Annotated in this window: 20 protein-coding genes and 1 pseudogene; 9 read left to right on the top strand and 12 right to left on the bottom strand. The window is 41.6% G+C overall.

Features of this window, described 5'->3' with window-relative positions; genetic code table 11:
• Positions 1–196, top strand: a pseudogene (locus tag K5R16_RS20800) (IS4 family transposase); the annotation flags it as partial.
• Positions 197–263: 67 nt separating this feature from the next.
• Here K5R16_RS20800 and K5R16_RS20805 read toward each other — a convergent pair.
• Positions 264–845: an excalibur calcium-binding domain-containing protein gene (locus K5R16_RS20805; RefSeq protein ID WP_220740200.1), complete on the bottom strand. Its 582-nt coding sequence runs from the start codon at positions 843–845 to the stop codon at positions 264–266.
• Between the two features lie 19 nt (positions 846–864).
• A complete protein-coding gene (locus K5R16_RS20810) occupies positions 865–1854 on the bottom strand; it encodes a nuclease-related domain-containing protein (protein ID WP_220740164.1) in 990 nt (329 codons plus the stop codon).
• Between the two features lie 757 nt (positions 1855–2611).
• Between K5R16_RS20810 and K5R16_RS20815 the strand changes: the two genes are divergently transcribed.
• Positions 2612–2866, top strand: coding sequence for a hypothetical protein (locus K5R16_RS20815; protein ID WP_220740166.1), 255 nt, complete (start codon positions 2612–2614; stop codon positions 2864–2866).
• Positions 2867–2914: 48 nt separating this feature from the next.
• On the opposite strand, the gene K5R16_RS20820 is transcribed toward K5R16_RS20815, so the two are convergent.
• From K5R16_RS20820 to K5R16_RS20835, 4 genes are all read right to left on the bottom strand, one after another.
• On the bottom strand, positions 2915–3526 hold the full coding sequence (locus K5R16_RS20820) for a hypothetical protein (RefSeq protein ID WP_220740168.1): 612 nt from the start codon (positions 3524–3526) through the stop codon (positions 2915–2917).
• A 195-nt stretch (positions 3527–3721) separates the two neighbouring features.
• Positions 3722–4156 carry a hypothetical protein gene (locus K5R16_RS20825; protein WP_220740170.1) on the bottom strand — a complete coding sequence of 145 codons (435 nt, stop codon included), beginning with the start codon at positions 4154–4156 and terminating at the stop codon, positions 3722–3724.
• A 614-nt stretch (positions 4157–4770) separates the two neighbouring features.
• A complete protein-coding gene (locus tag K5R16_RS20830) occupies positions 4771–5616 on the bottom strand; it encodes a phosphatase PAP2 family protein (protein WP_220740172.1) in 846 nt (281 codons plus the stop codon).
• Between the two features lie 368 nt (positions 5617–5984).
• Positions 5985–6341, bottom strand: a complete 357-nt coding sequence (locus tag K5R16_RS20835; protein ID WP_220740174.1) for a hypothetical protein — start codon at positions 6339–6341, stop codon at positions 5985–5987.
• Between the two features lie 286 nt (positions 6342–6627).
• Here K5R16_RS20835 and K5R16_RS20840 point away from each other — a divergent pair, with 286 nt between their 5' ends.
• The 4 genes from K5R16_RS20840 to K5R16_RS20855 all read left to right on the top strand — a co-directional run bounded on the left by K5R16_RS20840 (position 6628) and on the right by K5R16_RS20855 (position 10246).
• A complete protein-coding gene (locus K5R16_RS20840; RefSeq protein ID WP_220740176.1) occupies positions 6628–7047 on the top strand; it encodes a hypothetical protein in 420 nt (139 codons plus the stop codon).
• A gap of 314 nt (positions 7048–7361) precedes the next feature.
• Entirely contained in the window at positions 7362–8663 is a 1302-nt protein-coding gene (locus tag K5R16_RS20845; protein WP_220740178.1) for a BamA/TamA family outer membrane protein, read from the top strand.
• Positions 8664–8676: 13 nt separating this feature from the next.
• On the top strand, positions 8677–9726 hold the full coding sequence (locus tag K5R16_RS20850; protein ID WP_220740180.1) for an autotransporter outer membrane beta-barrel domain-containing protein: 1050 nt from the start codon (positions 8677–8679) through the stop codon (positions 9724–9726).
• A gap of 139 nt (positions 9727–9865) precedes the next feature.
• Complete coding sequence (locus tag K5R16_RS20855; RefSeq protein ID WP_220740182.1) at positions 9866–10246, top strand: hypothetical protein; 381 nt, start codon at positions 9866–9868, stop codon at positions 10244–10246.
• A 151-nt stretch (positions 10247–10397) separates the two neighbouring features.
• On the opposite strand, the gene K5R16_RS20860 is transcribed toward K5R16_RS20855, so the two are convergent.
• Positions 10398–12083 carry a thiamine pyrophosphate-binding protein gene (locus K5R16_RS20860; protein WP_220740183.1) on the bottom strand — a complete coding sequence of 562 codons (1686 nt, stop codon included), beginning with the start codon at positions 12081–12083 and terminating at the stop codon, positions 10398–10400.
• A 139-nt stretch (positions 12084–12222) separates the two neighbouring features.
• Positions 12223–13101 carry a LysR family transcriptional regulator gene (locus tag K5R16_RS20865; RefSeq protein WP_220740185.1) on the bottom strand — a complete coding sequence of 293 codons (879 nt, stop codon included), beginning with the start codon at positions 13099–13101 and terminating at the stop codon, positions 12223–12225.
• A 370-nt stretch (positions 13102–13471) separates the two neighbouring features.
• Between K5R16_RS20865 and K5R16_RS20870 the strand changes: the two genes are divergently transcribed.
• Together K5R16_RS20870 and K5R16_RS20875 are read left to right on the top strand one after the other, a co-directional pair.
• Positions 13472–14638 (top strand): BamA/TamA family outer membrane protein, encoded by a 1167-nt coding sequence (locus tag K5R16_RS20870; protein ID WP_220740187.1) that lies wholly within the window; start codon positions 13472–13474, stop codon positions 14636–14638.
• Between the two features lie 128 nt (positions 14639–14766).
• The gene (locus tag K5R16_RS20875) at positions 14767–15423 is read left to right on the top strand and encodes a hypothetical protein (protein WP_374758415.1); all 657 of its coding nucleotides are present in this window, start codon (positions 14767–14769) and stop codon (positions 15421–15423) included.
• 73 nt (positions 15424–15496) lie between these two features.
• Here K5R16_RS20875 and K5R16_RS20880 read toward each other — a convergent pair whose 3' ends face one another.
• Positions 15497–15769, bottom strand: coding sequence for a DNA polymerase III subunit epsilon (locus tag K5R16_RS20880; RefSeq protein WP_220740191.1), 273 nt, complete (start codon positions 15767–15769; stop codon positions 15497–15499).
• A 557-nt stretch (positions 15770–16326) separates the two neighbouring features.
• On the opposite strand from K5R16_RS20880, the gene K5R16_RS20885 reads away from it, so the two are divergent.
• Positions 16327–16509 carry a CCGSCS motif protein gene (locus K5R16_RS20885; RefSeq protein ID WP_220740193.1) on the top strand — a complete coding sequence of 61 codons (183 nt, stop codon included), beginning with the start codon at positions 16327–16329 and terminating at the stop codon, positions 16507–16509.
• Positions 16510–16603: 94 nt separating this feature from the next.
• Here the strand turns inward: K5R16_RS20885 and K5R16_RS20890 are convergent, their stop codons facing one another.
• The 3 genes from K5R16_RS20890 to K5R16_RS20900 all read right to left on the bottom strand — a co-directional run bounded on the left by K5R16_RS20890 (position 16604) and on the right by K5R16_RS20900 (position 22267).
• Positions 16604–18169, bottom strand: a complete 1566-nt coding sequence (locus K5R16_RS20890) for a mannan-binding protein (protein WP_220740194.1) — start codon at positions 18167–18169, stop codon at positions 16604–16606.
• A gap of 397 nt (positions 18170–18566) precedes the next feature.
• Positions 18567–20309: an amidohydrolase gene (locus tag K5R16_RS20895; protein ID WP_220740196.1), complete on the bottom strand. Its 1743-nt coding sequence runs from the start codon at positions 20307–20309 to the stop codon at positions 18567–18569.
• 398 nt (positions 20310–20707) lie between these two features.
• On the bottom strand, positions 20708–22267 hold the full coding sequence (locus K5R16_RS20900; protein WP_220740198.1) for an ammonia-forming cytochrome c nitrite reductase subunit c552: 1560 nt from the start codon (positions 22265–22267) through the stop codon (positions 20708–20710).
• Between the last annotated feature and the right edge of the window lie 198 nt (positions 22268–22465).

The raw sequence follows: 22465 nt of genomic DNA on the forward strand, positions 1-22465 counted from the left end.
GCTTTATCTTTTAGGATTAGCGGTGAAAGCTGCTGGTAAACACTGGCAATATCAAGCTAACTCAATAAAGCACCGCAACGTACTCTCAAACCAATTCATAGGCTTGAGAGCATACAAAGATAGGAACATGAAGCTGTTGAAATTGCATTGGCAGGTAGCAATCAAAACACTACAAGGCTTAGTTCGGGAGCCATAAGCATGCTATTAATTTCGTGGGGATCCCTCAGAGTCAGAGTAAACTTTTACTCCGACCTTTTTTAATCTTAATTACACCACTGTCTTTCACATGGTACACCGTCGCGGTCACCGTCCATTTTGGTGCCTGGGCAGTTTTTGATATAAAAAGTTGCTTCGGCACAGGAACGCATTTGGCTGCAGTGGGTTTTGCCTGTTTCACAGCGGAATTTTTGCTTGCTTACGAATGGCGTGCTCTTTTGTGCATGCGGTTGCCATTCCATCTGCTCAATATCGTGGTTGGTCAGCACGGGTGTTGCGGTCATCTCTTGATACCTTTTAAAGCCGAAAATCCCTAAACCGAGCAGTATTAACAGTGGAATAATTAAGCTGCTTGATGACTTGGGCTTTTGCTGACGTTGCCTGTTTTGGCGATTGCTTGGGTTCGCTGCGTTTATTGCCACGCCTTCAATATTAGCTTTTATCGCTTTGATCTTACCGTCGCTTTGCCACTCGGAGAAATAGTTGATCTGGTCGCCCACGACTGGCTTTCTTGCCATTTGCTTCAATATCGATATGTGGATAAACACATCTTTGCTGTTAGCCGTTTCCGGTTTAATAAAGCCAAAACCTTTTTCGGCGTTCCAACGAACCAGTGTGCCTTTTTCCATGCTATTCAAATCTGATCCCTTAAACGATTTGTTGGCTAAAACTGCACTCTTGGCAATTTAGTGTGTAGGTATCTTGGCTTTTTTGAACCCGTGTTTGTTTACTTTTGCATTGTGGGCAGGCCTGTTTCATCGGTGTATTTTTAGTGCACTGATTACACTTTATGTAATAGCCAAATTTGCCATACATTGGGGTGTAGTTATTTGATTCTCCGCAATGTTTGCACTGCAAAGCCACTCGAATCATTGTCGTCGCTTCAACTACATAGGGTTGCTCGATTGACTGAGGTGTTGTAACTACAGGTTTTGCTATCGGTTGGGTCAACCTCGAACTAGCTTGTGGGGTGAGTGAAGCTTCTACTGTTGTATCTAAGTGTTGGTTAATTAAGAATGAGCCTATAGAGTCGAGCTCTTCTTTATTAAAGTAGGGACGAGAATCGGCTATGTTGACTACCCGCATAAACTTGTTTCTTATATTCATTACCTCCTTAGTCTTATCGACTAAGAATTCTGACTTCACTAATTTCTCTGAAACGGCTTTAGGCATGGATTTTCGATCAATGATCGCATCACTTGATACCACACAGAGGTGATCCCAGCAGCGTCCACTAAAGCCTTGTTTAATACCAAACATCTTCCCTAGTACTTCAAGCCTATTATGATTGAGTAATTGCTTCAGCAGTGCTTGCTGTAACTCGACTTGTTTGATGGGCGAGGGCATGCCTGACCACTGCTTGTTATAGCTGCGAGTCCATTCTTGCTGTTTGTTGACCTTTACATGGCCTTTAATACTCTTTGATTCGAGCAGTACAAAGCCATAAGGATAAACAATTAGGTGATCGATCTGCGCCGTTTCATCATTAAAGCTGAACTTGAAATCATTTATGACCAGCACTTCAGGGTTATCTTTGTAGGCGCGGCGGAGAAAGAAAGCGACGTTCTGTTCTTGCTTTAATCCAGCTGCTGCTTGTGGTGATTGTGCGCTTTGAGGAGATTTTGTTTTTAGAATCATTTATCAACTGCATCCATACATAACTTGATAATAATTCAGACAATAATACTCGTATTAGCACCTATAGATCTACTAATAAAAGTAAGTAAGCGTAAAGCTTAACTCTTATTTTAGTGCTCAAAGAGCAATAGTGAGGAAGTAAGATTTTTTGGGTTGCAGTTCAATAGATATTTAGGAAAGTAGGGGCCATAGTAGAGTGTCCCCCGACCTAAATTACTACAATTTTTCATGGCTTTATGACTTTTAAACTTCGCGAATTGAAACGTCTGAAAACCCATCCATAAAAGCCATATTTATAGCTGAAGGTATATTAGTTGCCTGATAGTGCTTTGAATTCGGTTGACCATTTATCATACCGTTTACTGCGTAGGTTTTGTATGTCATTTCTCTTACTCATTTAGTTAGTGATTACTTAACTAACGGATGTAGCATTTTGCTTAATCATTAGTCTGCGTATGAGATTATATTTCGTTGGCTTTTAACTCAAGGTAGGACCCATCACAGAAACGAATACATCGGTGTGTACTGTAAGATAAAAAATCAGTTGAAATGAAAATTAGGGTGTAACAAATTTTACTCTGCCCTAACTTAATTCTCATATAAATTTTTTGATTTAGGGTGGCATATTAAACGAAGATTGAAGTCAGTTAGGTTTAGGCTGTTTGGCATTCATTGGTGTATTTTCGACATAATATGTCGTAAGGTGTTGTTTTAGGTGTATGCGTTATTAGCTTTAATATAGGGTTAAGGAGAACCAATGAGATTAGTGAGTTTATTTGTCTATTCGTTGCAATGGTTGGCGATAGCGGCTTCGCCTACGCTTTTAGGGCTTTTTGTTGGAGTTGTATTGAGTTTACAATCAGGTCAGCTTAATTCGCTCACCGTCATCGCTTGGGGCGCTGTAGGTTTTATTATTGGTGGCTTTTGGGCGGAACGTATTAGAAAACAGACGGGTCTTAGTGAGTTTTTTGGTCGGCTTGCAGGTGCAAGGGATAAACCTAAGCGTCGCTAAGCTGTATTGTGAGTCGAGCATTAAAGACTCGACTCTATTGCTGAAGGTTTAAGGTGTATTGGAGTAAGTTAGATACCAACCTGCAGATAAAGCAATGCTAAAGTCGATTTGTGTCGAGCGATCTCTATGCGATTCTCGATGAATACTTGGGTCATATGGGTACACAGTTTGTGGATTAAATACATAGTTCATGAATTGACCCTCACCATTCATTCCCCAGCCCCAAAGGTAGTTAAAAATCCTGCACTCACCGGCTATCTCTGTAGCCGTCAGATCTTCAAGGTCTAAGTCAACAAGCAATCGATCAATCTGTAGCAGTGTTTTTTCAACTCCAGACGCATATTCGTTTAAACGTTGCCACTTAAACTCATATTCATCGTCTGGATAGGTGCTGGGAATACTGAAAAATGGTTCTCTATTGTAGTATTCACCGACTTGGTACTCTAGCCTAGAAAAATCACTATCGAATAATGAACAAGTTAATTCGGATAGTTGCTCAAACTTTTTTTGATTGTCGAAAAAGTATTGCGAGTACTTGGTTTCTTGTTCCTGCTTTAGCACGCTGTAAATAATGAATACCATTAACAGGAATGCGATACCTCTCAAAGCTGATTTGATCTCTTTGGCATAGTTCAATGCTAGATTATTGTAAAAATCCATTTTTAGCCTGCGTAGTACTTATTATCAGTAGTCAAAATCGGTTGGTTGTTAGCTGTTTAATTCATTGTGCCTTAATTTTAGCATTTGAATTAAAAAGAAAAAATTAATATTTGTTTAAAAAATGCTATTAATGACTGTGGTTATTACGCTTATTCTTAATCTATCTGGAGACTGTTTTCTTTAGGTATGATTTGCCTAGGCGTCACTCTCAGCTTCATCTTTTTGGGCTTTTAGCAAAGTAGTTAGCTGTACATTCAGCATCATCATTTGTGTATCAATCTCTTTGCGTTTCTGTTCAGCGGCCTCTGAATGATCATTGGCCAGTGCTTGGCGTTGTTCTTTTAGCTCTTTGAGTTCCTCTTTGAGCTTATCAATCTTCTTTTCTGTCTCAGTTCGGGTATCAACTTGTTCACTCTGCTGGGCTTTGGTGTTGGCACTATTTTTATGCATTGCAGTGCCTAGTTCAGTAGATAACTTCTTTTGTGCTGCATCCGATATCGACACGGTATCTGGCTCAATAGTCTGCGACACAGATGTTTGGGTTGGCGTAGCATCCGATCTGACTTTGATCTCTGCTTGCTGCATATTTTGAGTAATAGAGGACGCTGAGTTGATACCTGAAATGTTCATTGCTATTCCATGCAGATGAAGATGATAGCTGGTTATCGGCCAATTCAATCAGGGCTTTAGTGTCAGTGACTGAGTTAAGTTAAAAATTATAATCTGCTTTTTCGGTAGCGCTCATTGAGCGGAGTTGAAATTCTCATAATCATTCAGGTTGCAATAACCATTGCTTAAGGTCAACGCTATAAACTGACGAGTGACACTCGGTTCAGTGTTTACACTTAGCTGGATTGGGTTGTTAGTGATTGGGTGGGAAATATTAAACCGTGATACTTGAACCTTACTAAGATTTTTTACCTTGCACTTCTTGCCTGTGCTTATTGTTTGTATGGCGGTTATGGCGCAGCTTGAGCATATCAATCATGCTTTTGCTTACTTCGGGATGTTGATGATAGCGATAGCTTATTCATTCTTTAATTCGTAGCCGTTTTCGCAAGCTAGAATTTGAATATTAGCGGAGGAGTTTATGTCTGTTATAAGTTTCATTGTGCTGAGTATTAAATGGTTTGCAGTGATTAGCCTATATTTGGCTCTTATCTGGCTGATGATAAAAAGCGGTCAGCATTCAGAGGGGGGGTGAGGCCAGAATGACGCATTATCCTAGCCCTTTTATCTCGCTGCTATTTTAAAGTTGTCATATTACGGCGGGCATTATTTCGATTGAATAGGTAACTGACGTACAAGCAAAATGCGCCAATTACCAAGTAAAGTTGCTGCAATTTTTCGACGATAGGCATTTGAGGGAATTCAATTTTACTCATAGTGCTTAAGGTGCCAAGTAGCAATAGTAGTGCTGTTAAAATAAGATATTGGTAACGTGCTGATAGCAGTCTCTCTTTACTGATAAGTGACGCCACATAAATACTGCTCCAACCAATAATTGCTCCTAAGGCTATATCAATCGGCCAGTGGGCACCGACAGAGATTCGCGATACAGCAACTATGATTGCCAAAGAGACAAAGAATATTCTGCTGAGCAATCGTCGAGACGATAGATAGGCTGTGCCAGCGAGTAAGAAAATGGTAGCAGTATGACCTGAAGGAAAGCTTTTACTGTGGCGAGCTTCGCCGATAATATTTATTTGCTCTAACAGTGCCGCTGGACGCGGCGCATCAAAATAGCTTTTTAATAGATGTGTCACCACTAGGCAGATCAATGCTGCTAGAAGCACTCGTAAAATCCAAGCAGGTTTGAAGCAGAGGATCATGACTAGAATGCTACCGGTCACAACTCCGTTACCCATGTCGGTTATGCTTGCCAAAAGCTCGGGACTAAAATGTTGACTCGCTTGGTTGATTTTAAAGAAATAAGCGTAGTTAACACTCTCTTTCATGAGTAAAACAAATGCTGCCACTAGCAAGAAGAATCCCCACAAAAAACCAGTATCATTTTGAGGTGATACTGAGCCTGCTAGAGCCGGTTTGTTGATATTTTGCTGGGTAATGGCCAGGTCGAATTTAGTCATACCTTTCTCTTATTAGATGAAGTCGACGCTATTGTATTGTTTGCAAAGTGAAGAAAATGTCATTGTGGAATGATTGCGGCAAGTAAATGGAATCGACTCACTATCAATCAATTTGAGTGGTGCTTTAGAATGGCTAAACTCTCGCTGAGCGAGCAGTGTTTAATACTGATTAGTATTAGTCACTCTTTAAGGCTATAAGGTGGATAGTCTGTCGGGGGCTTAGTGAAATGTTTAAACTGACTGAGAAAATATCTATGGCACAATGATGTGGCTTTTTGATGCTGTGATGGCATTACCAGAGTATTAAACTATTTATTATTGCTCTGGTAATACTTAGCCGTTGAGATATTGGCGCACAGTTTTGGAAATTACATCTCTTCGCTGACGGTACAAAGTCCTTTAAAAGCTTCTTGACCATCAACTTGAACTGTTGCTAGCAGTTGGTGATCGGCTAATGGATAGTGGTTGTAATATAAGTAGGTAGGCGTAGCGCTAATATCTTTGCCATCTACCGCATCGATGCGATAGATGTTGCTCATCACTGGTGATTTATAGCTGCCATCAATTTTTACGATTGATTCGTTAGAGCGCAAAATCGTAATGTTATTCATAACGACATCATCAGCACCTTTTACTTTGCAGGTAAGATCGCTGGCCTGTACACCTGTGCTTAATGCCGCGATGCTAATCGTTGAACCTATCAATATTTTGCTAAGTGTATTCATTAAATCTTGCCTCATTATTTTGAACGTCTCATGCTTTCGCCGAGAAAAATTTAGTACTCTATTAGTTGAGCCTATTACAGCAATATTAGTTCCTAGCTAATAACTGTCAATTTAATCTAATTAAGAAAAGTGTGATGTTAAGTCACTTATATGCCATAAAAAGTGGCGGTAACAGCCAAATTTTAGCTGAGCAATCGCAAGTAACGCTAAATTATTAATACTCGTTTCAGTTAAGTTTATTAGACTGGAATGCTAATTATTTCATTTTTTAAAAAGGCTTATCATCATGGACAGTCGTAATTCAGACAGTAGCTCGAACACCAGTAGCCGTAAACCTTGGGTCGTACTTGGGGTTATAGCATCGATTGTTGTGGCTGTTTGGTTGTTGCTGATGGTCATGCCTAAAGGCTTTAAGGCGACTCATGAAGAGATAGGTTCTGGCAAACCAGCAGTAGTGTTTGTCTATGATCCAGGGCTTGCGATAAGTAACAGCCAAACTGAGCAGATGAATGAAGCCCGTGCACACCTTGGTGATAATGCACTGTTTTTGTTAGCTAGAGCTGGTACCCCTGATGGCGATAAGATGATTGCGACTTATCGAGCTGAATCTGCAGAAGTACTGCTGTTTGATCCTGCAGGAAAGCTAATAAAAAGACAGTATGGCGTTATTGGTGCCAATGAGTTAATGCAGTGGCTACGATTGTAGGGTTGCTTGCACCATTCTAATACGCGGTTTTGCTAAGCCCACAGCCAGTGGGCTTTAGCCATATTGATTTATGCTTTATCGATTCATTTCTTTGTTCAAGTTCTCGCTTTACTCCCTGTATTCGGTTCAATCATTAGCCCTTTAAACGCCTATTTTATTACTTATTAGTAACTCATTTCTCTGCCATCGCTTCTAAAATATGTGCTTTTCTCATCATCGACTATATTTAATCAAATAAAAGACTTATGTCCCGTTATCTGCAGTAGGTCTGTAGATATAAATAAAAAAATGAGCCTCGATTTAAAAAGGATTTTATGAAAAAGCTAATTCTATTATGTCTTTTTCCAACGATTATCTGCGCCGAAGTTGCTGAACTGAATCCAGTTCAGCAGCTTCCTGTCGGTGATGCTTTGCCATTTTTTAACACCTTGGAGCAAGCAGAGCAGAGATCGCAAGCCTATAAAACTGCTATTGATTCAATTGACGAAAAGCTTGATGACTGCAATAGCGAGTGCGACAAACTTGAGCAGCAATTAGATAGTTATAAAAAAGCATTGAAAGATCACTCTACCAAAAATGGACTGCCACTTTTTTCCATACTGGGTGGGCCGGGGTATATGCCAGAAACTGGTGTGATGTTGGCCTTAGGGGCTCTCTATTCCTTTTCGACTAATAGGCAGGAGCAAGAGCTTCAGCGTTCGAGTCTGACCTTAGTCGCCATCGGCAATAAAGTTGAAAGTGGCGTTGGATTAGGTTTGCGCTCTAAACAGAATCTATTTTTTGATAATAACGCTATGCGCCTAATTGGCAAATTTACCATGGGTAACCAAAGTGAGTATTACTGGGGAGTGGGCTACGAAGCGGGAGATGCCGTTGAAGCATCAGATGATCTTCTGTATGAATATAAGCTGTTAGATTACGAAGGTAATCTAACCTTTCTAACTTTTAATGGTTTTTATCTAGGCCCCGCTCTGCGGGTTAAAAGCTTTCAGCCAGACGAAGACACCTTGCCACAAACCGCAATTGACGACCCCAATTTTCAAGAGTTCAAAGATAAGCCATTCGCCTTAGGACTGGGGGTGGCACTTGAGCATGATAGCCGAGATTTCTCTGTTAATGCTTGGAGTGGCCAGTTCTTCAATTTTGAGTACATCGTTTATTCACAGACAATAGGTAGCGATAGCGACTATCAAAAATTACTACTCGATTACCGATATTACTACTCCTTTAGCAAGGGAAGGGTGTTGGCTTTTTATAACGCATTTCAATGGAGTGACGGAGATGTCCCTTATTTTGATATGCCGACTGTGGGTGGCCAAGACTCTTTAAGAGGTGTCTATCGAGGACATTATCGCGATAAGAACTCTATTGAAAATACCGCGGAATATCGTCACACCTTTAAATACAGTAATGGCCAACTATCACGGCATGGAATGACGGTTTTTGCCGGTCTAGGCTCTATTGCAGATGAACCGCAGCAGCTATATGACGACCTCATTTATAGCTATGGCGTCGGTTATCGATTTGAGCTGCAGCCGAGAATGAATGTGCGAGTTGATTATGGGCGTAATGCGACTGAAAGCGGCTTCTATTTAACTTTTAACGAAGCATTTTAAAAGGGAATTAAATATGTATAAATTTTTGAGCGTATTGCTATCTTGTGCCACTTTTTCTGTTTTTGCTACGGATGATCCAGTACTAAAAAAAACAGAGACAGTTGAATCAACAGCGGAAATTGAAGTGCCGGAAACACAAACGGCTAGAGAGAAGCGTCAACAAACGCGTAATGAAACGGTTCGCTCAGATATTATTCCCAGTAAAAGTACCGACCCCAATCGAAAGTGGGAACGCTACTTGCCATTCTTTGGTCAGCAAGTCATTGAAAAAGGTTATGACCTACCTCTACCACTTTCAATCTCTATTATTCCTAACTATTCCAAGCAAGACTTGTCGCTATCTAACTTAAAATTAAATTACAAAGGTGTCGATATCGGTGAGGTTATTGACTTAGATAGCATTGATTTTGGCCAGCCAGATGTTGAAACTGCCAGCATACAATTGCGCGCTGCAGCTTGGATATTCCCATTCATGCAGGTTGGTATCCATGGTGGTCGGTTTGAAGGTTCAACCGATCTTTATATTAAAATCCCGACTGCTATTTTTAAGAAAATTGAAGAGGTGTGTGGCGGCCGAGTAACGCCAGCATTTTGTGACGATGTTCCTGAAAATATTGAGTTGCCTGAAATATCTCCCGATTATTCTGGCTGGAACTATGGTTTTACCACCAACTTTGTTTACGGATTTAATCACTTCTTTGTGCTGGTTCCGTTCAGTTATACTTGGACCAAAACTGATGATGATCGAACTGAATCAGAGACATTGCTTGTAAGTGCAAGAGTCGGCACATCATTTAATGTCCCTAATTGGGGGTTTGTGAACCCATATATCGGTGTTTCATATATGGACACCGAAGGAACAACTGGCCAGTCGGATGCGGAGATCAAAGATGGACCAACTTTGGAAGGGCTAAGCTATACCATTACACAACAGAATGTCGCTCACTATGCTGGATTAATTGGTTTTGACTGGAGTTTAACTAAACATCACTCGTTTGATTTAGAAGCTAATATCGGTGACGGTAGGCAGAATTATATCGCTATGTATACCTACAAGTTTTAACTTTTTGGCAGAAATTTGAATCTCTACTATTAAATAGTTGGGCTGATTTAGTGCGCCAGTAGCGATTACTAGCAAGGCTAATGAACTTACTTAATGGCTTTGTGTCCATAGTTTCGACACTCATTAATTAGGTTTTAAAATGTTGAAACAGACACTGGTGATATTACCGCTGCTAAGTGTAACTTCCTTTGCTGCTAGTGCGGTAACCTCTGTTGAAACCACGATAGAGTATGAGGCTAAATCTATCTGTTATAACGTGGCGAAGGCGCTAAATGAGGACTGGCATAACTGTGATAGTAAAGGTCCGATGCTAGATAAGCAGGGCACCACTGAATATGTTTTTATGACCAAAAATGGCGAACGAGCTTGCCGAGTATGGACGACCAGTAAAGGCCAGCAGAAAGGCTTTTTATCACCAGCGCCCATAGATGCTGATGAATGTCCGCTCGGTACATTCTTTAATGTTGCACCTGTCAGTAAAGATGAGCACCAAATAGAGATTACCTTTGGTGGAAATTAGTTCAAATAAAGTTTAGAAACGGTGCCTCAACGACCGTATTTAAATACTATTTTCTTAAGTGGTTATAATCGTCAGATACTCGCTTATACCTTTGAGTAGACATAAGCGAGTATCATTATTGTTAGTGAAGCCTGAGACTTTAGTGAAAGTTTTAGTGCTGTAGTAATTGACTAAAACGTAGGTTGAAAGTGGCCGAGTCATTTGGATCTAACATCACTCGAACAATGTTGACGCCTTTTGGCTCTTTCAGCGCGTTGAAAATAGCATCCATCTCTTTCTCGGTATTTACCACATAGCTATGTACGTCCACACCTTCTGTTCCGCCAAGTGCTTCACCTAGCTTTTCATATTTCCACACCGCAATGTCATTATATGAGCGCTCTTTACCTGGGTGAATCGCTCGCTCAGCACCGTAACCTGAGTTATCTAAGATGAATAATGCTAAGTCTTTCTTGTGCTCAATCAAGGTCGCTAAATCTTGGGCGCTCATGGTGAAGGCACCTTCGCCTTGAATGCTTACTGAGCGGCGGTTGTGCTGTTCGTTGGCAAAGTTTGCGCCAACAAACATACCGAATCCGGCACCTAATGAGCCCCAGTTACCACAGCCATGCATGACGACATCTGCTGGAAATTCAGCTTGAGACGCATTAATAAAGCCACCAGTATCGCCATACAACATGTCGCCAGCTTCTAAGTAGTTAGAGAACTGCACAAATAATCGGTCAATGGTCAGATTATTATCTGTGGGAGTAAATCTGTCTTTTTGTTCAAAGGCGAACTTACGACGTGCTTGTTGTTGCAGCTCGCCCGCATCGATATGTCTGATAGCACCTAAAAGCGCAGGCACAAAATCACGCAGGTATACCATGTCATAGCGTTCACCATTGATCTCAACGTAATCTTTACGGATCCAAATGACATCTTGTTGCTGGCCCAGTCGAGTGGTGAATACACCAGTATCAAACTCGTTGAAGGTTACTCCAAGTGCAATCGCTACATCTGCGCCGTCCATCATCTCCTTGGTGTAATCTTCGCTGACCTCACCCATATATATTCCTATGTTATTTGGGTGCGCTTCAAAGTCGCCCATTTTACAGCTGAAGGTCGTTGCAACCGCCGCATTGAGTTGGTCAACCAACTGCACACCTAGGGGGATCATATTTTCGCGTTGCAGTAGGTGACCCGTTAACACACTGCGGGTTTTTGACTTCTCAAGCAGTGTCACACTAGCTTCTAGAGCCGCATTTAGATTGCTAGATGAAGACTGTTCAAGCATCAGGTCTAGCGGCCGAGTTGGTGCATCAACCATTGCTGTTTGCAGGTCATAAGGTACTTCTAAGTAAACAGGCTTCTTAGACTGCATTGCTTTACGTAGCATTTGGTCAACGTCGAAAGTCGCAGTGCTTAAATCGACCAGGCGTTGACTGGCGCAGGTAATATGCTTAAACATCTCGATATTGGTATCGAAGTTGTTTTCGATAACATGGTGGTAGCGTCGCTCTGTTGGTGTCGTTAGCACCTCTACCGTTGCGGTACCTGCAATCACCATAATGGGCGTGTCATCGGCATAAGCACCGGCAATAGCATTAGTGCAACTTAAAGAACCAACACCGAATGTCACTACCATGGCGCCAAAACCGTTCATTTTTGAGTAACCGTCAGCGGCATAAGTGCCGTTCAGTTCATTTCTCGGCATGATATGTTGAACGCCGTGGTTGCCATCTAAAATCTCATCGAAGAATGGCAGTACGTAGTCGCCAGGGATACCAAAAACGTGGTTAGTGTTTAGTTCTTTTAGGCGGGTTAGGATATAAGTTGCTAATGTAATCTGTTGCATGGTGTTACCTCATTAATTGAATTAAAAGTGGTTAGCTGTTTGCTTGAGGTAATATTAAGGAAAGCTGATAATCTTCTATATAGCGTATTTTGAGCTTGCCAATCCCAAAAATGAGATTGGCATTTTTTACTGAAAGGCGTTATTTAAAAGCGCTGACGATGGCATCGACTACCGCGCGCTGGGCGGCGGACTGTAAGTTACGGCTGCGGTATAAAAGTGAAAAAGGCACAGGCGCTAATGCATAGTCTTCAAATATCGGTACCAGCTTGAACTGTTCATTTTGTGATTCGGTAGCATAGAGTGGAACGATAGCGTATCCAAGCCCGTCGTTAATCGCGCTGAGTAACATCTCGGCGTCGATAACGCTGAACTTTTGGCTTGGTTGGATCTTTATTACTTCATCAGTGCTTTTATTGGTAATAGGGAGTGAAGGGTGGGAGAGGGTCGCAACATAAGGCAAAGCATTAAACTCACCGTTTGCTATTTCATCTTTATATTGCTGAGCAAACTCCTCATTTGCCATAAAGGCTAACTCTAGCTCAATCAATTTTCTGGCGATTAAATTGCTTTCTGGTAGTTCGCCATTCACCACTGCGATATCAACATCATCGGTTAATGTGGTTGAATTTACCGAGTGCTTCAACTCGACACTTAATTTAGGGTTATCCTTTAACAGGCTGAGAATGGCCGGATGAATAAATCGAGTGTAGAACAGCTTGGTGGTAGATATGACTATATGGCCGCTAAGCAGGCCAGAATCATCATTGAGTTCATCGATAGTATTAGCTAATACCTCAACCATGCCGCTAAGCTTTTGATAATACCGGCCCCCTTCATTGGAGAGCATTAGCTTATTTTTGTTACGAATAAATAGCTGTAAGCCAAGATTCTCTTCTAATGCAACAACACGTCGACTAACGGTTGATAATGGTAAGCGTGTTTTTTCACTGGCTTGCTTCATGCTGCCATATTTGGCTACCTGACAAAAAACATAGTAATCATCTAATTGGATTTTCATAAGACTGTCCTATCCCTGTTTGATATCAAGATGCGTTATTTCAGTGGCAATTAAAAGTGGTTTATACATAAGGCTCACAGCATTGAGGCTGTAACACTAAGAATCTCGCAATACATGGTGCCAGCGCTGTACTCATGAAAACTGCTGTTGTCAGTTTATTTGGTGGTTATACCTCCAAAATTGAACCGCTCAATGTAGGCATTAGTCATCACGTCTGGAGCTAAATTGAAAAAGTAATTGTTGAAAACTGTCGTAATGGTAGAATGCGCTCGCAAGTTTATTATTGACCTGTTTGGCGACTTTGCTTGAGACTTCTAATGCAACATACGTCGCTACAATCCTACTATTTCCTTTATCGATTCGAGTATTTATGAAACGGATTTTATTACTGAGCCTGTTTGCTTTTTCCAATGTCGCCATTGCGGTTGAACCGCTATTTGAGACCCCTAAAGATATGGAACCAACTTGGGTTGATGACATTCTGTCGGTATTTGGTGCTGATGGTGAGTTTGATGAGAGCAAGCCGATTGATATGAGCTATTTGCCAACAGCTTATTACACACCAGAGAAGAAGTTTGGTGTGGGGTTGTTGATGGTCGGTTTGTACAAAACCGATGGCGCGAAAGCTGACGAACAACCGTCATCATTGGTACTAAACTCGTTTGTGTCGATGAACAACTCTTATGGCGTTGAAGTTGAAAATATGACTTTTTTCAACGGTGGCAAGCAGCGCTTATTACTCGGGTTAGAGCTACACAATGAAGCGTCTGTTTATTATGGCCAAGGTATTGAAGATGGCAATATCGACGCTAATCATCATGAATTTGAAGAGCAGGTTTATAGCTTTAAACCACGCTGGATGAGCGAAGTAGCTGATAATTACTTTCTAGGTGTTGGGGCTGACTTAACTTATGCCAGTGCTGACAAACTAGAGTTAGTTGAAACTGGCGTATCTGTTGATGCGGAAACGATTTTACCGAGCAATTTTAGTTCGGGTGTGGTGGTGACTAGTATTTATGATTCACGAGATTACCGCTTAAATGCCACTAAAGGCTGGTTATTCCAGATAGATGCAGGTCTGTATCAAAACAGTGAGTATTCGACGTTCTCAACCTATAACCTAGAGCTTGCTAACTACATCGATTTAAGTTCTACATCCTTGCTAAGCTCTGCACCGGGTCTGATTGCATGGCAAGTACAAGGTAAATTCACTGATGGCGATGTACCTTGGAACATGCTGCCAGATTTGGGTGGCTCAAGTGCAATGCGTGGTTATATTAAAGGTCGCTACCGTGACAAGCAGATGATGATGGGGCAAGTTGAATATCGTTTACCTATCTTTCAGCGTTATGGCATGGTTTTCTGGGGCGGAGTGGGCAGCGTAGCCTCTAAGGTGAGCGACCTGAATGAAGAGCTTATGACCTCATACGGCACAGGTTTTCGCTTTAAAATAAAAGACAATATCAACTTACGCCTCGATATTGGCGTGGGTGAAAATGAAACTAACTTTTACCTTAACGTGAACGAAGTATTCTAAGTATGAATAGACCCGCTGCTTGCCTGCAATATTGGCTCTTAGTATTAGCGCTAATGCTAGTTTCACCTGTATTTGCGCAGCAACCACAGAGTGAAAAAACGGCCGTTACGCAGGTTGCAGCACAAGCGATGAAGCAAGAAGACGTTATTAAGCAGTGCAGCCGTAGTGCAAATTACGACATTTACTTAAGTGGTATTCACACCGGTACTATGGAGCGAACCGAACACTGGCAGGGCAAAACCGCAGTGGTAAGTTCAAGCAGTAAAGCCAGTATTTTGGGGATTGGTACTCGCTATGATCAGCGTGCAGAGCTGTCTTGGTCCACGAAAACAGATGAATGGCTTACCGATAAATTCCATCAAAAAGTGACCGGCTTTCGGGCAAGGGATATGCAAGTCTCTTTTAGTAATAATGGCCGAGATACAGAGGTCGATATCGATGGTGACGTTGAGCACTACCACTCAAAAGGAGTTGCACTTAGGGATGTTGATACGCTTGCCATTCAAATGCGGCACTTTTTGCTGCAGGGACGGACACAGTTCGCCTTAATCAGGCAAGCTTCTGATGCTATAGAACCCTATCAACTCTATGTACAACAGCAACAAACTGCCAATATTGAACCTTGGGGCGAGCTGACTTTAATTCCAATTAAACAGACGGGTGAAGAGGAAGTAACCTACTACTTTGCCCCAGAGCTAGACTACCAGTTAGTTAAGGCTCGTTATCACGGCATTATTTTACAAGGGCTGATTGAACTGAATGCTTACAGTTCAACGTGTGAGTAACCCCATCGCTGCAATAGAGCCAATACTGAGCAAACTACAGCCATAAAAATCGATTATCTATGGCTGTTTAATATCACTCTTGAGTAAACTCTGCTTGTGCTTTCTCTAACTCTTGTTGCTCTTTAAGCTCAAGCTGTTGTTGTGCTTTAAGGTTTGCTTCTTCTTGCTGTGTAGCTTGTCTCTCTTTGAAGCTATGCTTCTCTGATTTAGTTAGAAACTTGAAAGCTTTATTATTGGCAAGCGCATAAGCCACCACATCTTCGCCTTTTACCCTGCGCTCATCTACTCGCTGTGAAAAGCGCTCGTTATCTCTTGCTTTACGTTGTTCGGCATTTAATTTTTTCATTTTGAATATCCTCATTAAACCAATTGCATTAAGTACTTGCCTATTCAGTGGGGATTCAAAGCGCTGAAGGCGAATGTAGTCGATATCAAGAGTGTCCATCGTAGCATGCAGTATTGTGCCATTTCCCTTAAATATCTACGGCTCTAAGGGAAGCGAACAATCAATCTAATTCTGCTTTATATTGGCTCACAAGAGAGTGAACGTTCTTTCTTCAAAGCGTTTTGAATTGAAGTGTCTAGCGTTTCTGAATGGATTAAATACGTAATGCAATTGGTATTAGTTATGTCAGGCTCAGTTAAACAAATGAGAAGGTTTGCCCATTCATAAAGCTGATAGAGAATTTTAGCACAACAACGGCTGTAAGCCTTATGGATTCTAACGTCAGTGCAGTATTAATGACTCAAAAAACCTATCAATTTATCTAAGTGACTGCATGTTATACCGTCCTCTTATGAGATCCTGAATCGATATCACAGAGTATAGGTTAATAGTTGACTATTTTACTCAAGAATTATAACATGCGTAAAAAATGCAGCTTAACGAATTTTGGAGTTTATATGTCAGTATCATTTAAGAAAATATTTGGTTTAAACAAATCTGAGGAGCAAGCTGCAGTGCTAACGACTAAGGCTGCCGAGAAAGCTGAAAAAACGGAAGCGACTAATGCTGCAGTCAAAGCTGAAAATGCCAAACCTAAACATGGCGACAGTGGCGTATGTTGTGGATCATGCTCTAACTAAGATTGGGTCGTTACAGTTTCTTATCTAAAAAGGCTCGCTAAGCGAGCCTTTTTAATAGCCGAAAACTCATTGTGTAAGTTGTTAGCTTTGCTTTTTAGTTGGCGCAGCAACCACAAACAGATTTTGCTAATTGTGCACCAGTGCTAGCATTTTGATTGGTCCATTGACCACTCCACTCTAGTTTACTTGAGGACTTGCGGCATGTAGCTGGGCAATCTGCATTCGCTTGGGTGTTACTGTTGATGATATTAGCTGCTTGTACATCTAAGCATTGCATAGAACCGACAGCAATATCATCAAAAATATGACTCAGACTATTTGACGTTGTGTTGCTTATATTACTGCTCGATCCTTCATAGTTATGACAACCAAAGCAGTTAGAGACAAAGCCTGCTGAAGGCGATGATTTACCATTAAGGTTAATCGCTGCTGTGTTGACCTCTTGGTATTCAGTTTCAGCAACAGTGTTAGCAAGCCTAAGTGAGCCACGTTGATTACTCGTCTGGGTGACTGCTTGGCCGTTTGTTGGTTTGGTATAAGAACCTTTTTTAGTATCGCTTACCCACAAAGCACCGACATTAAAGTAGTTTTTCAATACTGCAAAATTACCGCTTAAGTGCGGCTGAACACTGGCATTAAGAGATTTGATAGAGTCTACGTTGTCGTTAAACTTATGATCATCTTCTGAAGAGCCATACGGGTACATACGGCAAATTTGCGATGGTGTTCCTGTGACGTTAGATTGCTTGGTTGGATTATTGAATTCACATGTCGCTTGATTGTTTTTTAGTCCAGACGCACAGGCTTGGCTGGCAAAAGACCATCCCGTGGTTGTCTGTGGCAAAGTACAGTCTGGTGCATTCACTTTGTGCTCAAATGTGGCCCAGACAAATTCTGGATGCGCCTCTGTGGCAACGGCTACATGAAAACCAATCATGCCAAGTTTAGTCTTTTTGGTATCACTCTGATCTGATACTACCGGAGTAATATTAGCATCCATGGTGATGAAATCATTAGGATCATCATTTTCTCCTAGAACCTTCCATGCGGTTTTCATTTCGGTGGTGCCAGCGGGGAAATTCTGTTGCTGCTGGATCGCTTTTACATTACACATATTCTTACTAAAACGAACATCGTAATAGACCACATTACCATTTTGGTCATAGATGGTGGCGCTGCCACCAGCCTGTCCAATTATCTCAGGTATGACGATATCGGTGTCATTCTCTTCATGTTTAGCGGTACGAATAAACAGCACTTGAGAGTCATGTTTATCATCACAAGAATTGGCTGGGCTGCCATCTAAATTCAGTTCTAATTGGTTGAATTGAGTATTGTCTTGAAAGTTGATAACTGATGGGTCGTTTTTTGATTCAGCCATCAAGTAGGCAAATGTTTGCCAAGAGAACTGGTAAAAGTCACAGAACGAACTGTCACCTGACTTATTGGTTTTGACTTCGCTGGGCATAGAGGGTGAGGTAAACCATTTCGGATCTGCGATACAACTCTTTAGCTCTGCAGTGCCTCCACTCGCACCCAATTTTGCTATGGTCATTATTCTTGATTCTGCAACCTGTGCTGATTGGGCAAAACTGCTACTGGCACTCGCCAAAACGAGAGCACTGAATAACATGCTGACTTTCCTTAGTGATGCGTTCATTGGATATTCCTTTATTTTAGATACACAAAATAGTCACGATAACTTTCTGACTTGAAGTGAGTCAGAGTGATGACTTGGACTATAGCTAAAGTGAAAACGTGTAACCTTCTGGAATTATGCTGAATGCCTATCTGCTTATAGCTTATTGTTTTACAGATTTTTTAATTGATTTCTGTGGGTAATATTCTGTTGGAGTTTGGGTTGAAAGTGAGTGCTTTGGGCTACTATTTATTGCTCTTAGTATTTTGGAATGCTTGGTCAGGTTCGAAATTGTACGATTTACTGGCAATAGCTCTCGTTGATTTGTTGCCTGTATAGTGAGTGATGCCGAAGAAAGGGAAGTCGTTAACAAGTAAAAAGCCCAGCGTGTGCTGGGCCTTTTTGTTTGCAGAGTTAACTACTTACTTTGATGTACAATATTACCATCTAAGAACGTATAGTTGACTTGAGTTTCATGCAGCTTGTGCGGGTTAACTTCCGACTGTTTTTTGATATCACGGTCTAAAACAATAATATCTGCTTTTTTCCCCTCTTCTAAAGAACCAAGCATGTGCTGTTTGTTTAGAATTTTAACGCTACCTAGAGTGTAACCGTAAAGCGCTTGCTCTAGTGTCATTCCCTTACCTATCAATCGTTCACCATCTGGCTGACCAAGCGGTTGGCGCGTCATTGCAATCTCGATACCATCAAACGGTTTGTAGACTGGGCTAGTTGGTGCGTCTGGGCCAGCGCCATATTCAATGCCAGAATCTACAACCATACCGTGCATATTGAATGCGTTCTCTAAGATGTAGCCTGCTACATTTTTCTTCACTACCGTTTGGAAGTATTCATCAGTAGCGTCGCCCCAGTGGTACTGTAATTGGGCTGTAACGCCACGCTGTTTCATACGGCTAATTAAGCTAGGTGTAGCATGATCAATATGGGTGAATACATGATTAATCCCTTTGTCTAATGGAGCACCTGTTTCATCTGCATAGTCCAATGCATCAAGTGACTTACGCATTGCTGCATCACCTTCTACATGTAGCATTAAGCGAAACCCTTTTTCAGTTAGCTGATCGAAAATCCAATTTAGGTTTTCTGAGCTGTAGTTCATTCCTGGATGTGAGCCGTCGATATAGGGCTCTTCCATATGAGCATATGCACCGGGAGTTCCATCTATTGCGAATTTAATAGTATTCATGGTTAGGTAGTCATGTGAATCTGTCCCCATTGCTTGTTGAACAGCTGCGCGACGTTCTACTAGCTCATTGATCATTGCTAAATCTTGTTCGCGATCGCCATGCCCACCCCAGAATACACCCGTTACTTCGTGACGGAGGTTAAGCTCTCCTTTTTTGGCTAGACGCACGTAAACATCGTCTGAACCCTCTTTGGAACCACCTGCAGCCTCTAGTGCTGAGGTGACGCCCGCAGCATTCATTAGCTTCGCGGCAATCTTTACTGACTCTTCTTGCTTCTCAAAGGAGTACAATTTGTGTTGCTCAACGAACCCTGTCGATAAATGTGCTTTTTCACGCAGATGCCCAGTAGGCTTACCATCTTTTCCTAATGGCATATAGCCACCTTTTGGAATAGTCCAGTTTTCATCAATGCCTAAGTATTCAAGCGCTTTAGTTGAGTACCAGCCATTATGTTGGGTATTGTCAGAGATTAATGCTGGGCGCCCACCAACGAGTTCATCTAAGCGCTCTTTAACTGGATCAGGAAAGTTGTTGTAAGAAAATCCGCCGCCAATGACCCATTCGTTAGGCCCAAGCGTGTTGGCGTAATCGGAAATCGCTTTTTCTATCTCTTCAGTACTTTTGCCATTTAGCTCAAATAGATTGAGCATGACACCATGAGTTTGACCAAATAAGCGGGTGTGCATATGAGTATCTGAGAAGCTAGCCATAATAGTATTTTCACCATTATCGATAATACGGGTGTTTGTTCCCGCCATCTCTTTACAAGATAAAGTATCGCTTACACAGCTGATTGTATCTCCAGTAACAGCCATAGACCGAGCAATAGGCATTTCTGGGTTACCAGTGAAGATGTTTTTGCTGACAAAAACGGTATCGGCTGTTGGAGCTGCGAATGCAGTTGTTGCCATTGTGGTAGCAAGTAATGCAGTCGCAATTGTTGATAGTTTCATGGTCATCCCTCAAATTAGTTTGTTAATTTTATTAGCTAGAATTTATTTGATGAAGCCACTATAGCGCTTAAATCGAATAGTCTGGAGACAGTTACTAATTTGACGTATATGATTTTTTGTGATGGTCAAATTAACATCTGCGAGCTAAAGTGTTACTTAAGTTAACACCTATGAACTGAACATGCTTACTTTTGGGTTTCACTCAGATTATTGTCTTACGGCGAGTGCAAGCAAAGCCTTGTGAATGAAACTGATTGTGGGGGAAGGCCTAAATTATGTGTTTAGTTGGTGTTGTGGTGTAGCAGCAGTAACAAATGACTGAGCTAACAAAAAACGCCAGTCGGTGAGGTGACTGGCGTTTGGGGTTGGAGATGTATTTTGCCTAACTAGGTTCGCAATTAACGTAGTTCAACAGGCCACTCTTTTTCAACGCGCTGCTCAATGAACTCTTCTTTAGCGCTTTGCATAGCCTCTAAATTAAGTCCGGCAAGCGGTTGTACTTTTGTTTTAGTATCGTACTTAGTTGCATCGTACTTATACTTTGGTGCGTACTTTGTTAACAGTGCATTTGCTTCGTTAAGTGCTTCATCTAATATCGCATTAGATTTCTCAAGTAAACGAATCGCTTCTGCTGGGTTGTGGGCATGGATACCGTGAGAGGCTGTTGCGCTGTCCCAGAACCACTGTGCATGTCTAACTTTAGTTAAAAGACTATTCATCTCTTTGGCGAGTGGCGTATTGGCTTTTAATGCTGCTTCGTAGTTACCTTTGGCTTGAGCAATACTTTGATCCGCTTCTAGTCCTTTGATACCGTTAGCAGCCCAAATAGCCTGAGCTTTAAAGTGTGCTTCGGTTAAGCGTGGGTCAGTACCGTCAGCCTCAAAGCGCAGCTTATTGATCTCAGCTTTACGTTCATCGAAGATCTCTTTGAAATCACTGCCTTCATGACAACCTACGCAGCTTTCTGGTAGCTTATTAGCGTCAAAAGTGACTTTATGGTTAGAGTATTCCACGCCTTTGCTATTTTCCGCTTTAGGCATATGACAGGTGGTACAACCAAACTCCATATGGCTAGACATCGCATGGTCAGTTCTATCCATCATGTTTTCAAATTCAGGATGTTGTGCTTTTATTGATGGCACGCCTGAGATTGCATTGGTCCAGTCTTTGAAGCCTATTTGATCAAAGTAGGCAAGTTGTGCTTCTGCGGCAAAACCTTCATATAGGCCGTCTGACCCTTTATAGTTAACCACTTCTTTGTAGTCGGTTTTAACACCTGGTACCCAATGATCCCACGGGTAACGGACTTTTTTATCATCTTTGCCGTCAAAGTAATACTCTACATGGCACTGAGCACAAGTTTGGCTAGCCTGCATCGTTGCTGATTGCTCTGAGAAATCTTTGCCTATGGCTTGCATAGCACGCTCTGCATATGGGCGGCTCATTCGAATTTCTGCACTGCCCAACTGATGGCAATCTGCACAACCAATAGTGTTAGACATCTCATGGCCCCATGTCGACCAGTTGTTATTTGAGAAGTTATCTTCTCCAACTTTGTCGTACATGCGAGCGACATCGGGGGTTTTGCAAGACCAGCAACTGGCAGCCATGGCTTCGCCAACAACGTTGCCGTCATGGCCGACGACAGGATGGCCTGTACGAAGTGTTTTGACGATGTCTGTCATTGCATAGTGGTGACCACGTGCTCGGTTATAGTCTTTAGCGAAACCGTAACCAGCCCATGCAGAGATTAAGTTTGGGTTTGCGGCCAATAGATCAACTAAGTTACCTGACTCTGGGGTTGTTTGCTCAGTTTGAGCCCAAGTCTTGTATTGTTCTGGAAATGCCTTTTGCCAGTTATCGCTGTTGTATAGATCTACGTCTTTATCATTGGCGGCAGCTGAGCCGACGAACAAGGTAGAGACCATTATTGCCATGGACAGTTTTTTAATTTTCATCATCACTCCTAATTGGAATCAATAAACTATTACTAATAATTGTTTTTAAATTAATTATCGATAGTAGGATTCGTATTAATTATTACCATTTAAATTAAAGTAGTGAATGTGTTTAGGTGGGGAGTGTGATGTTGTTCTTATTAATTTATTTATTTAGTTGTCTGTCTATATTTATATTTATATTTGCTGAATAATACC

Origin of the sequence: Shewanella sp. c952 (assembly GCF_019654975.1) — a bacterium.
Classification (GTDB): domain Bacteria; phylum Pseudomonadota; class Gammaproteobacteria; order Enterobacterales; family Shewanellaceae; genus Shewanella.

Excerpts from the sequence above, each read along its gene's own strand:
- K5R16_RS20805 (WP_220740200.1), bottom strand. The coding sequence starts at position 845 with ATGGAAAAAGGCACACTGGTTCGTTGGAACGCCGAAAAAGGTTTTGGC.
- K5R16_RS20810 (WP_220740164.1), bottom strand. The coding sequence starts at position 1,854 with ATGATTCTAAAAACAAAATCTCCTCAAAGCGCACAATCACCACAAGCA.
- K5R16_RS20815 (WP_220740166.1), top strand. The coding sequence starts at position 2,612 with ATGAGATTAGTGAGTTTATTTGTCTATTCGTTGCAATGGTTGGCGATA.
- K5R16_RS20820 (WP_220740168.1), bottom strand. The coding sequence starts at position 3,526 with ATGGATTTTTACAATAATCTAGCATTGAACTATGCCAAAGAGATCAAA.
- K5R16_RS20825 (WP_220740170.1), bottom strand. The coding sequence starts at position 4,156 with ATGAACATTTCAGGTATCAACTCAGCGTCCTCTATTACTCAAAATATG.
- K5R16_RS20830 (WP_220740172.1), bottom strand. The coding sequence starts at position 5,616 with ATGACTAAATTCGACCTGGCCATTACCCAGCAAAATATCAACAAACCG.
- K5R16_RS20835 (WP_220740174.1), bottom strand. The coding sequence starts at position 6,341 with ATGAATACACTTAGCAAAATATTGATAGGTTCAACGATTAGCATCGCG.
- K5R16_RS20840 (WP_220740176.1), top strand. The coding sequence starts at position 6,628 with ATGGACAGTCGTAATTCAGACAGTAGCTCGAACACCAGTAGCCGTAAA.
- K5R16_RS20845 (WP_220740178.1), top strand. The coding sequence starts at position 7,362 with ATGAAAAAGCTAATTCTATTATGTCTTTTTCCAACGATTATCTGCGCC.
- K5R16_RS20850 (WP_220740180.1), top strand. The coding sequence starts at position 8,677 with ATGTATAAATTTTTGAGCGTATTGCTATCTTGTGCCACTTTTTCTGTT.
- K5R16_RS20855 (WP_220740182.1), top strand. The coding sequence starts at position 9,866 with ATGTTGAAACAGACACTGGTGATATTACCGCTGCTAAGTGTAACTTCC.
- K5R16_RS20860 (WP_220740183.1), bottom strand. The coding sequence starts at position 12,083 with ATGCAACAGATTACATTAGCAACTTATATCCTAACCCGCCTAAAAGAA.
- K5R16_RS20865 (WP_220740185.1), bottom strand. The coding sequence starts at position 13,101 with ATGAAAATCCAATTAGATGATTACTATGTTTTTTGTCAGGTAGCCAAA.
- K5R16_RS20870 (WP_220740187.1), top strand. The coding sequence starts at position 13,472 with ATGAAACGGATTTTATTACTGAGCCTGTTTGCTTTTTCCAATGTCGCC.
- K5R16_RS20875 (WP_374758415.1), top strand. The coding sequence starts at position 14,767 with ATGAAGCAAGAAGACGTTATTAAGCAGTGCAGCCGTAGTGCAAATTAC.
- K5R16_RS20880 (WP_220740191.1), bottom strand. The coding sequence starts at position 15,769 with ATGAAAAAATTAAATGCCGAACAACGTAAAGCAAGAGATAACGAGCGC.
- K5R16_RS20885 (WP_220740193.1), top strand. The coding sequence starts at position 16,327 with ATGTCAGTATCATTTAAGAAAATATTTGGTTTAAACAAATCTGAGGAG.
- K5R16_RS20890 (WP_220740194.1), bottom strand. The coding sequence starts at position 18,169 with ATGAACGCATCACTAAGGAAAGTCAGCATGTTATTCAGTGCTCTCGTT.
- K5R16_RS20895 (WP_220740196.1), bottom strand. The coding sequence starts at position 20,309 with ATGAAACTATCAACAATTGCGACTGCATTACTTGCTACCACAATGGCA.
- K5R16_RS20900 (WP_220740198.1), bottom strand. The coding sequence starts at position 22,267 with ATGAAAATTAAAAAACTGTCCATGGCAATAATGGTCTCTACCTTGTTC.